The sequence below is a fragment of the Pseudomonas sp. MBLB4123 genome (assembly GCF_051904775.1).
GTDB lineage: Bacteria > Pseudomonadota > Gammaproteobacteria > Pseudomonadales > Pseudomonadaceae > Aquipseudomonas > Aquipseudomonas benzenivorans_B.
Genome location: NZ_CP196711.1, coordinates 1,850,792 through 1,864,151 on the forward strand (window position 1 = coordinate 1,850,792; position 13,360 = coordinate 1,864,151).

Annotated in this window: 12 protein-coding genes; 6 read left to right on the top strand and 6 right to left on the bottom strand. The window is 67.7% G+C overall.

Annotation, left to right across the window (positions count from 1 at the left end):
- Positions 1 to 22: 22 nt before the first annotated feature.
- The 3 genes from ACSX1C_RS08575 to ACSX1C_RS08585 all read right to left on the bottom strand — a co-directional run bounded on the left by ACSX1C_RS08575 (position 23) and on the right by ACSX1C_RS08585 (position 1,612).
- On the bottom strand, positions 23 to 547 hold the full coding sequence (locus tag ACSX1C_RS08575; RefSeq protein ID WP_439889394.1) for a YbhB/YbcL family Raf kinase inhibitor-like protein: 525 nt from the start codon (positions 545 to 547) through the stop codon (positions 23 to 25).
- Positions 548 to 664: 117 nt separating this feature from the next.
- The gene (locus ACSX1C_RS08580) at positions 665 to 967 is read right to left on the bottom strand and encodes a hypothetical protein (RefSeq protein ID WP_439889071.1); all 303 of its coding nucleotides are present in this window, start codon (positions 965 to 967) and stop codon (positions 665 to 667) included.
- 207 nt (positions 968 to 1,174) lie between these two features.
- Positions 1,175 to 1,612 (bottom strand): copper-binding protein, encoded by a 438-nt coding sequence (locus ACSX1C_RS08585; protein WP_439889072.1) that lies wholly within the window; start codon positions 1,610 to 1,612, stop codon positions 1,175 to 1,177.
- Between the two features lie 159 nt (positions 1,613 to 1,771).
- On the opposite strand from ACSX1C_RS08585, the gene ACSX1C_RS08590 reads away from it, so the two are divergent.
- The 6 genes from ACSX1C_RS08590 to ACSX1C_RS08615 all read left to right on the top strand — a co-directional run bounded on the left by ACSX1C_RS08590 (position 1,772) and on the right by ACSX1C_RS08615 (position 6,902).
- Positions 1,772 to 2,980 carry an ABC transporter substrate-binding protein gene (locus tag ACSX1C_RS08590; protein ID WP_439889073.1) on the top strand — a complete coding sequence of 403 codons (1,209 nt, stop codon included), beginning with the start codon at positions 1,772 to 1,774 and terminating at the stop codon, positions 2,978 to 2,980.
- Positions 2,981 to 3,016: 36 nt separating this feature from the next.
- A complete protein-coding gene (locus ACSX1C_RS08595; protein WP_439889074.1) occupies positions 3,017 to 3,982 on the top strand; it encodes a YVTN family beta-propeller repeat protein in 966 nt (321 codons plus the stop codon).
- On the top strand, positions 3,979 to 4,707 hold the full coding sequence (locus ACSX1C_RS08600; protein WP_439889075.1) for an ABC transporter ATP-binding protein: 729 nt from the start codon (positions 3,979 to 3,981) through the stop codon (positions 4,705 to 4,707). The genes ACSX1C_RS08595 and ACSX1C_RS08600 overlap by 4 nt, the downstream gene beginning before the upstream one ends.
- Positions 4,704 to 5,495, top strand: a complete 792-nt coding sequence (locus ACSX1C_RS08605; RefSeq protein ID WP_439889076.1) for an ABC transporter permease — start codon at positions 4,704 to 4,706, stop codon at positions 5,493 to 5,495. Before ACSX1C_RS08600 ends, ACSX1C_RS08605 begins: the two co-directional genes overlap by 4 nt.
- A 119-nt stretch (positions 5,496 to 5,614) precedes the next feature.
- Positions 5,615 to 6,175 carry a PQQ-dependent catabolism-associated CXXCW motif protein gene (locus ACSX1C_RS08610; RefSeq protein ID WP_439889077.1) on the top strand — a complete coding sequence of 187 codons (561 nt, stop codon included), beginning with the start codon at positions 5,615 to 5,617 and terminating at the stop codon, positions 6,173 to 6,175.
- A 61-nt stretch (positions 6,176 to 6,236) separates the two neighbouring features.
- Positions 6,237 to 6,902 (top strand): response regulator, encoded by a 666-nt coding sequence (locus ACSX1C_RS08615; protein WP_439889078.1) that lies wholly within the window; start codon positions 6,237 to 6,239, stop codon positions 6,900 to 6,902.
- 1,216 nt (positions 6,903 to 8,118) lie between these two features.
- On the opposite strand, the gene nahK is transcribed toward ACSX1C_RS08615, so the two are convergent.
- From nahK to ACSX1C_RS08630, 3 genes are all read right to left on the bottom strand, one after another.
- Positions 8,119 to 10,764: a hybrid sensor histidine kinase/response regulator NahK/ErcS' gene (nahK, locus tag ACSX1C_RS08620; protein ID WP_439889079.1), complete on the bottom strand. Its 2,646-nt coding sequence runs from the start codon at positions 10,762 to 10,764 to the stop codon at positions 8,119 to 8,121.
- A complete protein-coding gene (nosP, locus tag ACSX1C_RS08625) occupies positions 10,703 to 11,857 on the bottom strand; it encodes a nitric oxide-sensing protein NosP (protein WP_439889395.1) in 1,155 nt (384 codons plus the stop codon). The genes nahK and nosP overlap by 62 nt, the downstream gene beginning before the upstream one ends.
- A gap of 261 nt (positions 11,858 to 12,118) precedes the next feature.
- Positions 12,119 to 13,303: a porin gene (locus ACSX1C_RS08630; RefSeq protein WP_439889080.1), complete on the bottom strand. Its 1,185-nt coding sequence runs from the start codon at positions 13,301 to 13,303 to the stop codon at positions 12,119 to 12,121.
- Positions 13,304 to 13,360 lie beyond the last annotated feature (57 nt).

Here is a 13,360-nt window from a genome sequence, read left to right on the forward strand (position 1 = left end):
GGCTAAGTGCAGGTTAAAAAATTCACTTCCGCTCGTACAGCGCCTCGATAGTGCTCGAGGCTATCGAGTTGGCGCGCACCATATAACCGGTCAGCGCGCCCGAAGCGTCCTCGGGCAATTCCAGCTTTTTCGACAGCGCGAACACGGTGAATTGATAGCGGTGCACACCGTGACCTTCAGGCGGGCAAGCGCCACCGAATCCGGAAACCCCGTAGTCGTTCTTGATGCTGGTGCTGCCAGCCGGCACCGTCGCTTCGCCCGTAGCCCCGGCACCAGCAGCCAGGGAGGTTACATCCTTGGGGATATTCACCAGTTGCCAATGCCACCAACCGCTTCCGGTCGGCGCATCCGGATCATAGGCGAACACCGCGAATGCCTCCGTGCCTTCCGGGACGCCGCTCCAGGAAAGTTGCGGCGACAGGTTCCCACCATTGCAGCCGAACCCTTGGAACTCCTGGGCATTGCTCATGGCTTTGCCCTGGGCAATATCAGTGCTGGTCAGTTTGAAAGCGTCTGCCTGGACGGCAGTGCAGAAGAGAACGGACATTGGCAGCGCCAATTTGCAGAATAGGTTGCGCACGGGAATGATCTCACTCTAATAAAACAAGGCGCGACGATCTTAGGGATTCCCGAGCGCCCCGGTTAGTCGGAAAACAATCAACTTTTAGCCCGAAACCTCCGCCTGCTCGGCGGTGGCGGCAGGCCGCGGGCGATCACGACGAATATCTCGAACTCGCGCTGGGTTAGTTCCAGCAGGCGCGGGCCGAGGCCGTTTTCGCGCACCATCAGGCGCACGCCGTTGCAGGCGAATGCGCACTTCACTGGCGTCGGCATGGCGGGCGACATGGGTCAGCGGGCAGACGGCGGCCACTAGCAGGGCCGGGTTCAGCAGCTGCCGGGCGACCCGCTGCAGCAGGCCACCGCCCTCCTGCGCGCCGATCTGCTCGTCGGGGCGCAGCCAGTCCACACGGATATGCCGCAGGTTGTCGGTCAGCTCTGGGCGCAGGCTGGTCGGATTGTTGCGCGTTACCTTACCCAGTTAGTCGACCACCACCTAGGTCGCCAGCAGATCTCAGCACACGTCGTGGCTGACCTGGCGCAGCAGCAGCGCGGCCAGGGTCACCAGCACGAACAGCAGGCTGGTGCCGAGGTTGATGCGGTCGAGCGCGGTCCTCTACTTGACCACGAAGTAGCCCTGCATGCCCTTGTGCTCCAGCCCCTTGGCGTAGAAGCGGAACTTGCCCGGCTTGATCGGCACGAAGAAGATCTCCGCCTCGCCGGCGTCCTCGAATTCCAGCTCGGTGAGGGTCACCGCCTTGATCTCCACGCCGCCGGCCTCGACCTTGCGCAGGTAGATGGCGGTGGCGAATTCCGGCGCCTGCACGGCGTACTCCTTCTGCCCGCTGGCGATGATCTTGAGCTGGTAGGCCTTGCCGGTCTCCAGCTGGTATTCGTGCTGCGACATGGCGTAGTCGCTGTCCGCGTCGCCCAGGCGCAGGTCGGGCAAGGCGGTGGTGCGGCGGGTCAGGTCGCCCTCGGCGCGGCTGCTGTCGACGCCGATCAGGCTGACGATCAACAGCAGCGGCAGCAGCAGGATCTTGGCGATATGCATGGGGTTCACCTCTTCTTGTCGTGGGTCCTGGGCTCCATGCTAGAACGCGACGCGGCGCGCCGATTTACTACCTTGGTACCGCCCGGCCGGTACTTTCTGCATATTTCCCCGTCCTACCGCAGTTCCTATGCTGGCAGCACCTGACCAGGAGTTGCCCCCATGCATCCGTTCAGACTGCCCCTGCTGTTGTGCCTGCTCGCCCTGTGCGGCGCCACCCCGCCCGCCCTGGCCGCCGGCCCGGCGGCCGAGCTGCAGGTGCGCATCGGCTACCTGGCCTACGTCCCGGAGCGCGGCCCGCTGCTGTCCAACGTCATTCCCGAACCGGTCGACGCCGGCCTGCGCGGCGCCGAGCTGGCGATCGCCGACAGCAACAGCACCGGGCGCTTCCTCAAGCACGGCTACGCCCTGGAGGTGGCCGAGCGCGACGACGGCGCCGCGCTGGTCGAGGCCGCCGCGGCGCTGCACGCCGAGGGCGTGCGCCTGTTCGTGGTCAACGCGCCGGCCGACACCCTCGCGCAGCTCGCCGCGCGCCTGGATGACAGCCTGCTGTTCAACGCCGGCAGCGCCGCCGACGAGCTGCGCCGCGAACAGTGCCTGGGCAACGTGCTGCACAGCCTGCCGAGCCGGGCCATGCTCGCCGACGCCCTGGCGCAGTTCCTCGCCGTGCGCAAGTGGAACCGCTGGCTGCTGGTCACCGGCACCACCGCGGACGATGCCGCCTACGCCGCGGCCCTCAGGCGTGCGGCCAAGCGCTTCGGCCTGCAAATAGTCGTCGAGAAGCCCTGGAGCTTCGACAACGACCAGCGCCGCAGCGCCCAGGCGGAGATGCCGCTGTTCACCCAGACCAGCGAGTACGACGTGGTGCTGGTGGCCGACGAGCGCGGCGACTTCGGCGAATACCTGCCCTACCAGACCTGGTACCCGCGCCCGGTGGCCGGCACCCAGGGCCTGACCCCGAGCGCCTGGCACAAGACGGTGGAGACCTTCGGCGCCGCCCAGCTGCAGAAGCGCTTCGAGGCCCTGGCCGGGCGCTGGATGAACGACCGCGACTACGCCGCCTGGATCGCCGTGCGCAGCATCGCCAGCGCGGTGACCAAGCTGCGCCGGGCCGACGCCGCGGCGATCCGCGACCTGGCCCTGAGCGAGCAGCTGCCGCTGGACGGCTTCAAGGGCCGCAAGCTGAGCTACCGCCCGTGGAACGGCCAGCTGCGCCAGCCCATTCCCCTGGTGCAGCCGCGCGCCCTGGTCAGCACCTCGCCCCAGGAAGGCTTCCTGCATCCACACAACGAAATGGACAGCCTCGGCTACGACCGCCCGGAAGTGAGCTGCGACCTGGCGGCCGGCGCCCTACAGCCCCAAGGTGGCTAGGCCGGCGGCCTGGCCCGACAACAAGAGGATCGCCCCATGCGCATCGCCCCGTTCGCCCTCGGCCTGAGCCTGGCCCTGGCCGGCACCGCCGGCCAGGCCGCCACCGCCTACGTATCCAACGAGAAGGACGACAGCATCAGCGTGATCGACCTGGACAGCCTGGAGGTCACCGACACCCTGGCCGTCGGCATGCGCCCGCGCGGCCTGCTGCTGTCGGCCGACCACAGGCTGCTGTACATCTGCGCCAGCGACTCGGACCGGGTGCAGGTGATGGACCTGGCCACGCGCCAGATCGTCAAGGAACTGCCCTCCGGCGCCGACCCCGAGCAGTTCGCCCTGCACCCCAACGACCGCTGGCTGTACATCTCCAACGAGGACGACGCCCTGGCCACGGTGGTCGATACCCAGACCGACGAGGTGCTGGCGCAGATCGACGTCGGCGTCGAGCCCGAGGGCATGGCGGTCAGCCCGAACGGCAAGTGGGCGGTCAATACCAGCGAGACCACCAACATGCTGCACTGGATCGACACCGCCACCCAGCAGCTGGTGGACAACACCCTGGTCGACCAGCGCCCGCGGCACGTCGAGTTCGACGACGACGGCACGCGCCTGTGGGCCTCGGCGGAGATCGGCGGCACGGTCACGGTGCTCGACGTGGCCACGCGCCAGGTGCTCAAGACCCTGAGCTTCCAGATCAAGGGCGTGCACCCGGACAAGGTGCAGCCGGTCGGGGTCAAGCTCAGCGCCGACGGCCGCTACGCCTTCGTCGCCCTGGGTCCGGCCAACCACGTGGCGGTGGTGGATGCCCAGAGCTATGCGATCCTCGACTACCTGCTGGTCGGCCGCCGCGTCTGGCACCTGGCCTTCACCCCGGACCAGAAGCGCCTGCTGACCACCAACGGGGTCAGCGGCGACGTCTCGGTGATCGACGTCGACAGCCTCAAGGTCACGAAATCGATCAAGGTCGGCCGCTACCCCTGGGGCGTGGTGGTGACCCCGTGAACGCCCTCGAGGTGGCCGCTTTGGGCTTCGCCTACGGCGCGCGCCAGGCCCTGCAGGGGGTGGATTTCAGCGTCGCACCCGGCCGCTTCGCCGCCCTGCTCGGCCCCAACGGCGCCGGCAAGTCGACCCTGATCGCCCTGCTCACCCGCCTCTTCGAGCTGCAGCAGGGCGAGATCCGCGTGCTCGGCAGCGACCTCGCCCGGCAGCCGCGCCAGGCCCTGCGCCAGCTCGGTGTGGTGTTCCAGCAGAGCACCCTGGACCTGGACCTGAGTGTCGAGCAGAACCTGCGCTACCACGCCGCCCTGCACGGCCTGGGCCGGCGCGAGGCGCAGACGCGGATCGACGCGGAACTGGCCCGTCAGCAACTGGCCGAACGTCGCCATGACAAGGTCCGCGCCCTCAACGGCGGCCACCGCCGCCGGGTGGAGATCGCCCGCGCCCTGCTGCATAGCCCGCGCCTGCTGCTGCTCGACGAGGCCAGCGCCGGCCTCGACCCGGCCAGCCGCCTGGCGCTCAACCGCCACGTGCGCCAGCTGTGCCGCGACCAGGGCCTGGCGGTGTTGTGGACCACCCACCTGCTCGACGAAGTGACGGACGACGACGAGCTGCTGATCCTCAATCGCGGCCGCCTGGTGGCCCAGGACCAGGCCCGCCGGCTCGCGGCGGGCGATTCCGACCTGGGCGCCGCCTTCGCCCGCCTCACCGCTGGCGAGGTGCCCGCATGAGCCCCTACTGGCATTGCCTGGCCGGCATAGTGCAGCGCGAGTGGCTGCGCTTCGTGCTGCAACGCAGCCGTTTCTTCAGCGCCCTGGTGCGCCCGCTGCTGTGGCTGCTGGTGTTCGCCGCCGGCTTCCGCGCAGCCTTAGGGATCGCCATCATCGCCCCCTACGACACCTACATCACCTACGAGACCTACATAGTGCCGGGGCTGGCCTGCATGATCCTGCTGTTCAACGGCATGCAGGGCTCGCTGTCGATGGTCTACGACCGCGAGATGGGCAGCATGCGCGTGCTGCTCACCAGCCCGCTGCCGCGGGCCTTCCTGCTGGCCGGCAAGCTGCTCGCCACGGCGCTGATCTCGCTGCTGCAGGTCTACGCCTTCCTCGCCATCGCCTGGCTCTATGGCGTGCAGCCGCCGGCCTGGGGCCTGCTCGCCGCCCTGCCGGCGCTGCTGCTGGTGGCGCTGCTGCTCAGCGCCCTGGGCCTGCTGCTGTCCAACGGCATCCGCCAGCTGGAGAACTTCGCCGGGGTGATGAACTTCGTGATCTTCCCGCTGTTCTTCCTGTCCTCGGCGCTCTACCCGCTGTGGAAGATGCGCGAGGCCAGCGAATGGCTGTACTGGCTGTGCGCGCTCAACCCCTTCAGCCATGCGGTGGAGCTGGTGCGCTTCGCCCTCTACCAGCGCCTGAACCCCGACGCCCTGCTGATCTGCCTGGGCCTGACCGGACTGTTCGCCGTGCTCGCAGTCTTCACCTTCAACCCCCAGCACGCCGCCCTGCGCCGCGCCGGCTGACCGGCGTCGCGCCCCACCCTTCTACTACTTTGGTACTGCTTTTGCTCTCCATCGTAGAATTTCCAAAGCAGGATCGATGCCTTGTAATGGGTCCATAAAAAGAACCGAGACCTAAGGCGATGAACACTTGCGTGCCCACGGGGCGACCTGCCCGACTCATCAGCGGACTGCTCGGCCTGCTGCTCATCCCCCTCGCCCAGGCCGAGCCGGCGCTGTTCTCCGCCGAGGGCTATCGCCTCGGCCAGTACCGCAGCCCGACCCCGGCCACTGCCGAACACGCCCGCACCCTGGATACCGTGGCGCTGCAGCGGCTGCTGGCCGAGCAACCGCACACCGCGCTGATCGACACCTACCGCCGCCAGTGGCTCAACGGCCAGTTCATCGAGGACGAGGTACACGCCAACCTGCCCGGCAGCCTGTGGCTGGCCAACACCGGCGACGGCCAACTCGATGACCGCTGGCAGGCCTACTTCAGCCACCACCTGCGCGAGGCCAGCCACGGCGACAAGGGCTGGCCCCTGGTGTTCTACTGCCGCTCGGACTGCTGGCTGAGCTGGAACGCGGTCAAGCGCGCCCATCGCCTGGGCTATGGCAACCTCTACTGGTACCGCGACGGCATCGACGCCTGGGAACAGGCCGGCCTGCCCCTGCTGCCGGCGCAACCGGCGGCGCTGCCCTGAGCCGCCGAACTTTCCCCATCTCCGTCGCCGCACCATAATCAAAACAATGAGGTGAAAGGCCATGTACAAGATCCTGATTGCCGACGACCACCCGCTGTTTCGCGAAGCCATCCACAACGTCGTCAGCGATGGCTTCCCCGGTAGCAGCATCCTGGAAACCGCCGACCTGGACAGCGCCCTGGCGCTGACCCTGGAAAACGACGACCTCGACCTGATCCTGCTCGACCTGAACATGCCCGGCATGCACGGTCTCAATGGCCTGATGCAATTGCGCAACGAGGCGCCGACCATCCCGGTGGTGATAGTCTCGGCCGAGCAGGACAAGCAGGTGGTGCTGCAGGCCATCACCTACGGCGCGGTGGGCTTCATCACCAAGTCCTCGCCGCGGGCGCAGATGACCGAGGCCATCGCGCAGATCCTCGACGGCAACGTCTACCTGCCGCCGGACATCATCCGCAGCCAGGGCAACAGCTCGCGGCGCAGCCACCCGGAGAACCCGAGCATCTCCGCCGAGCTGCTCAACGCCCTGACCCGCAAGCAGCTGCTGGTGCTCGAGCGCATGACCAAGGGCGAATCCAACAAGCAGATCGCCTACAGCCTGGATATCGCCGAGACCACAGTCAAAGCCCACGTCTCGGCCATCCTGCGCAAGCTCAATGTGCACAACCGGGTGCAGGCGATTCTCTCGGCCGGGGATATCGATTTCGCGGCCTATCTGCGCCGTTGAGAGCGCTACACGGCCCTTGCGGCCGCCGGTTCTCGCCCTACCCGTATGCCCCTTCCGCCCCGCCGGGCAAGCCTCACCGATCGCCGACGATTGAGCCGGCATCAAGGCGTGCCGCTCTTGATGGCGGACGGGCCCTTCGCCGTGTCGCTTGCCGGTTGCTTGGCCGGCCCCAATTGTCGCGTGTACCTGACGAGTGGGTTTCGCCCCCTCGGGCGAGTTACTTTCTCTTTGCTTGCGGACCACCGCCCGGTGCAAAGAGAAAGTAACCAAAGAGAAAGCACACCCGGCATCCGGGTCTCGCTGCGCTCGACTTCCCTCGTTCCGGTGCCGCTCCGGGGGCCGTGCCGAAGGGCCTTCCCTGGCCTCGGCGGCCCCGCCCATCGGCACTCTCGCCGCATCCATGCGGCTCGTCCCCCTGCGCAGCACCTCCACTCGGCCTACTGACGGGGCCCGATCGCGAGCTTGTACCTTCTCCTCAAAGCATTGCTTCGCAGAGTCTGTACCCTGCCTGACTGCGCAGGCCCAAGCGCCGCCCAAGTCCCCTCCAGGAGGCCGAGTGGAATCGTCGTGGAGTGGGTCGAGCGGCAGGGATGCCGCGAGAGCTGCGATGGGCCAGGGAGGGCCCTTCGCAGCGTGCCCACGGAGAGATGATGGAGCGAGGGTACCCCGGCGCAGCCGGGGCCGAATGATGGGGTGGCCTTCTTTTTGGTTACTTTTTCTTGGCCAGGCAAGAAAAAGTAACTCGCCCGTGAGGGGCGAAACCAAAACTCGAACGCAGCCCGGTAATGAGTCGAACACAGGCCGGCAATGCGACAGCCAGACCGATGCCATGGTGGGTTACGCCGCTACGCCGCTAACCCACCCTACGGGCTGTACCCTGCTTGACTACGCAGGCCCAGGCGCCGCCCAAGTCCCCTCCAGGAGGCCGAGTGGAATCGTCGTGGAGTGGGTTGAGCGGCATGGATGCCGCGAGAGCTGCGATGGGCCAGGAATGGCCCTTCGCAACGTGCCCACCGAACGATGATGGAACGAGGGAACCCCAGCGCAGCCGGGGCCGGATGATGGGGTGGCCTTCTTTTTGGTTACTTTTTCTTGGCCAGGCAAGAAAAAGTGACTCGCCCGTAAGGGGCGAAACCAGAATCTGGACTCAACCCGGTAATGAGCCGAGCGGCGAAACCTATGGAGTCGCGCTGCCACTTTGCAGCCAGGCTAGCTCTTATGCCCCCTGCCCGCCCCGCTCCAGCAGATGGCTGATCGCCGTCTTCAGCTTCATCGGCCGCACCGGCTTGTGCATCAACGTATGCCCCAGCTCGCGCATCTGCTGCTTGAGCTCGTTGCTGTAGTTGGCGGTGATCATCAACGCCGGCAGCGGCGTGCTGCGCCGCGCGTTGATCAGGGCGACGGCGTCGACGCCGTTGCGCTCGTCGTCCAGGTGATAGTCGGCGATCAGCAGATCGGCGTCGGCGTGGTAGTTGTCGACCTGACGCGCCAGGTCCTCCTCGCTCAGGGCGGTGACCACCTGGCAGCCCCAGGTCTCCAGCAGGGTGCGCATGCCGGCGCAGATGGCCGCGTCGTTGTCCAGCACCCAGATGCGCGAGCCGCGCAGGCGCTCGAGCAGCAGGTCCGGGGTGTCGTGGATCACCCGCGCCCGCGGCGCGCGGGTGGTCAGCGGCACCTCGATGGCGAACATCGAGCCCTTGCCCAGGCGCGAGGCCACGCGGATGCGATGACCTAGCATGCCGGCGATCTTCTCCACTATGGCCAGACCCAGGCCCAGGCCGCGGTCCTGCTTGCGCTGGCCGGCGTCACCGCGCTTGAACTCCTGGAAGATCTCGCCGAGCTTGTCCGCGGCGATGCCGATGCCGGTGTCCCACACCTCGATCGACAGGCTCTGCCGCCGGCGCCGGCAGCCGAGCAGGATGCGCCCGTGGCGGGTGTAGCGGATGGCGTTGCTCAGCAGGTTGCGCAGGATCCGCGCCAGCAGCAGGATGTCGCTGCGCACCAGCGCCGAGCTGGGCAGGTAGTCCAGGCGCAGGCCCTCGCTGCCGGCGATCTGGTGGTATTCGGCGGCGAGGTTCTCCAGCAGCTCGCTGACGGCGAAGGGGGCGATGTCCGCCTTGATCACCCCGGCGTCCAGCTTGGAGATGTCGACCAGGGTGCCGAGCAGGCTCTCAACGTCCTCCAGGGAGTTGCTGACGTTGCGCACCAGCGCCAGGCTGTCGTCCGCCTGCGGCTTCTCCAGCAGCGCGCCGGTGAACAGCCGCGCGGCGTTGAGCGGCTGCAGCAGGTCGTGGCTGACCGCGGCGAGGAACTTGGTCTTCGACAGGTTGGCCCGCTCGGCCTCGCCCTTGGCCTCACGCAGGCGCCCCTCCATCTGGGTGCGCTCGTCGATTTCGCGGCGCAGCTGGCCGTTCAGCCCGGTCAGCTCGGCGGTGCGCTCGCGCACCCGCTGCTCCAGGTGCTGGTAGGCCTGGTGCAGGGCCTCGGCGGTGCGCCGGCGCTCGGTGATGTCGCGGATCAGCACGAAGATCCCGGTGACCTCGCCGCTGGCCTGGCGATTGGGCACATAGGAGCGCAGCATGTAGCGCTCCTGGCCCAGGTGGTTGGTCTCGGCCACCTCGAAGGTCACGCTCTCGCCGGACAGCGCCCGCTCGATATAGGGCTCCAGGCGCCGGCAGTGCTCCTCGCTGTGCACCTGGCGCAGGCTCTGGCCGAGCATGGCGCCGCGGGGCCAGCAGTACCATTCCTCGTAGACCTTGTTGGTGAAGTCGTAGACCAGGTCGGCGTTGAGGTAGGCGATCAGCGCCGGCACGTGGTCGGTGATCAGGCGAATCCAGCGCTCGCTCTCGCTCAGCGCCTCGGCGTGGCGGTAGCGCTCGGTGATGTCGGTGAAGGTGTTGACGAAGCCGCCGGTGGGCAGCGCGTGGGTGCGCACCTCGAGCATGCGCCCGTCGAACAGGCGCAGCTCCAGTTCCTCGATCGGCTGGCCGGCGGCGTCGCGGCTGGCGGGGGTGAGCAGGGCCAGCTCGCTGTCGGCCATCACCTCGGCGAACGGCCGGTGCGCGCTGATCGGCGCCAGGCCGCAGAGGTCGAGGAAGCGGTGGTTCCACAGCTCAAGCGCGCCCTCGGCATTGACCATGGCCATGCCCTGGGACAGGTTGTCCACCGCGCGCTGCAGCAGGCGCGACTTCTGCGCCAGGGCCTGCTCGCGGCGCTGGGTCTCGCTCTGCTTGACCTCGGTGATGTCGGTGTAGAGGATCACCAACCCGCCCTCGCGGGTCGGCCGCTCGCTGACCTGCACCCAGCGGCCGTTGCGCAGGCGATAGAGCAGGTGCTCGTCGCGCTGGCCGCGCTGCTCCTCGACCACCAGGCCGGTGCTGCGGCTCAGGCGCTTGATCTCGGCCAGGCGCAGACCGCTGCCGATGCGCACCCGGCTGCCGGCCCAGAGCGCCTTGAAACGGCTGTTGAACAGCACGATGCGCTGCTCGCGGTCGAACAGCACGAAGGCGTCGGAGATGCTCTCGATGGCGTCGATCAGGTGCTGGTGGGCGGTCTCCGCCCGCAGCCGGGCGTCGCTGAGCAGCTGGTTGCTCGACTTGAGCTCGGCCATGGCCTGGTTCAGCGCGTCGGTGCGCTCGCGCACCTGCTCGGCCAGCACCACCGAGTGCTGGAAGGCGGCGTAGGCGTCGTCGCCGCGGGAATTGATCGACTCCACCCGCTCGATCAGCGCCTCGTTGATGCGCCTGAGCTTGCGGTTGTCCTCCTCCAGGGCGCGGCAGCGCTCGAGCAGCGCGGCGCCATCAGTCCCGGCCGGGGCGGCCGATGGCGACTCCGGTGAAGGTCTGGTTGATGTGCATGCCATTGAACTGCTCTCCGTAGGTGTTGAAGCCTATGACCCGCTGGCGCCGCAGCAAGGCGGCGACCGCCGGGGCACCGTCCTCGGCCTCGATCTCCAGGCGGCGCAGGAAGCAGTCGCAGCCGATGGTCAGCAGCAGCGGGCCGAGGCGCCGGCGCAGGCCGTCGAACAGCCCCTCGAGGTTGGCCAGCAGGGGCCCGGGACGCATGGCGGTGAGGACGATGCCGTTCTCCACCGCGCAGTAGAAGCTCAGGCTGAGGTCCTCGTTGACCCGCTGGATCGAGCGCACGTAGTACTGGCCGCCGATGCGCACGGCCAGCGGGTGGGCGGCGAACAGGCGCATGTCCAGGTCGGCCACCGCCACGCCGATCAGCCGCGCGTATTCCAGGGCGGCCGGCGCGGCGTTGAGCTCATGCACCCGGCGGCGGGCGCTGTCGGCCCGAGTGACCACCAGCTTGTCGGCGCGCGGCTCGATGTGGTGGGTGCTGAACACCTCGAAGTCCAGCCAGGTGTTGAACAGCACCACCACCGCCGCGCCGGTGTGGAACTGGCCGCCGTAGTAGACGTGGGTATGGGTCAGGTGGTTGTCGTCGCCGGCCGAGCCGCCGAAGTGCGGGATGCTGCCGAAGGCGGCGCTGAGCGCGCCGAGCACCACCTCCTCGCGGCTGGACAGGCCGTCGAGCAGGGTCAGGGCGAAGCTGTGGCCCTTGATCGGCGCCAGCTCGTTGTGCCGGCAGTCGCCGACCAGGCGCTCGACCAGCTGCTGGGCGTCGATCAGGCTGAAGCGTTCCATCTCGTCGATCAGCGCGCTGGCGACCGAGAAGCTGCGGTGGTCGAAGCCCACCGCGCTGACGCAACCGCGGCCGTAGCCCTGGAGGGTGATCTCGCCGGCGCTGGTGCAGCCGACCAGGCCGATGCCGCCGAAGTGCTGTTCCAGCGCCTCGCCGAGGCCCTGCAGGTCGTATTCGGCGGAGCAGAAGAACAGCACGAAACCCAGGTGCGGATGGATCAGCTGGCGCGCCAGCTCCTGGGCCACCTGCTCCACGTCCCTGGCCGCCGACATCGCGGTGACCACGCCTTCCGTCAGCTCCTGCCGCATAGCCATGCCCCATGAAAGAACCTACTCGTCATGGGGATTCTACGAAGCCCGGCCCGCGCCCCCCATGCTACTTGAGTGCCGCCGGACCTCCTCCCTAAGTAGCAGGGTCAGGAAAACCAGCGCATCAGGCACAACGGCAGGGCGCCGAACAGGGCGCTCATCGGCAGCAGGATCAGCCCGGCGAAACTCCAGAACTCCCACATGACCACCTCCCATGAAAAAGCCGGACGGGGCGGCCCCGTCCGGCTCCTGAGGCCTGGTTTACCAGCTCAGCACGGCACCCACGGCGAAGGTGTCGGTGTCTTCGCCCAGGCCGCTGCCGGCGGCGGCATCGATCTGGTACTGGTTGTACTCGGCGACCAGCTTGAGGTTGTCGTTGATGGTGCGGAAGTAGGCGATGCCGCGGGTCTCGTAGTCGGCGGCGCTGCCCAGGCCGTTGCCGTCGTCCTCGGTCTTGCCGTAGGACAGGGCCACGCGGTTCTTGCCGAAGGTGTAGGAGCCCTGCAGCAGGTAGCCGTCGCTGTCGATCTCGCGCAGGGTCGGCTCGCCGGCATTGTTGGTGAAGAAGGGGTTGATGCCCTCGGCCTGGAAGCCCGAGGCGGTCAGCGAGACGCCGCCCATCTTGGCCTGCACGCCGTAGCCGACGCCCTGGGAGGTCACCGAGTCGACGCTGCTGTCGGTGTTGTCCGAGGTCTGGTAGGCGCCGTTGAGCCAGGAGTAGAGGGTTGCCCCGCCCAGATCGAACTGGTAGCTGATCTCCGACTCGAAGCGCGGCTCTTCCTGGTAGGCGCGGCCGACGGCGCTGTCGTCGTTGGTGTCCACCGGGTCCATGATGCCGACCGCGAAACGCAGGCCCTCGGCCAGATTGTTGTTGCGATAGGTGATCTGCGAGGTCGGGAAGGGATAGGGGTAGCCGGTGCCGATGTTGCCGAAGGACACGCCGGTGCCGTCGACCAGGCCCAGGGTGTCGCTGACGTTGCCGTAGCCGGCGAGCATCTCGTCGAGGAAGATGTTGGAACGGGAGAACAGGCCGAAGTCCTTGCCCACCAGCACCTCGCCCCACTCCGGGCTGGCCACCGTGCCGTAGAACTGGCGCACGTCGATGGCGGTGGCGGTGCCGTTGGTCTCACTGTCGTTGATGGTCACCCAGAACGAGGAGCGGCCGCCGAGCTTGAGGCCGTCGATCTGCTTGCCGAAGTTGAAGCCGATCCAGTTGGGCAGAAAGCCCATCTTCACCCGCGCCTGGCGGCGGTCGTTGAGCTCGCCTTCGCGGTCGACGTCGCTGTTGACGTAGAAGGCGTTGACATAGCCGTCGGTGGAGAAGGTGGTGTCGTCCTGGTCGTACAGGACGATCTCGGCGGCGGCCTGCTGGGCGCCGGCCAGGGCGACGGCGGCGGTCAGGGCCAGGGGCAGGAACCGGGGGGTGGCGATCTTGTTGTTGTGCATAACGCTCTCCGCTAGGTGGGACGACCGCAGGACGGCCGGGTCGGAGGCGATTATCGA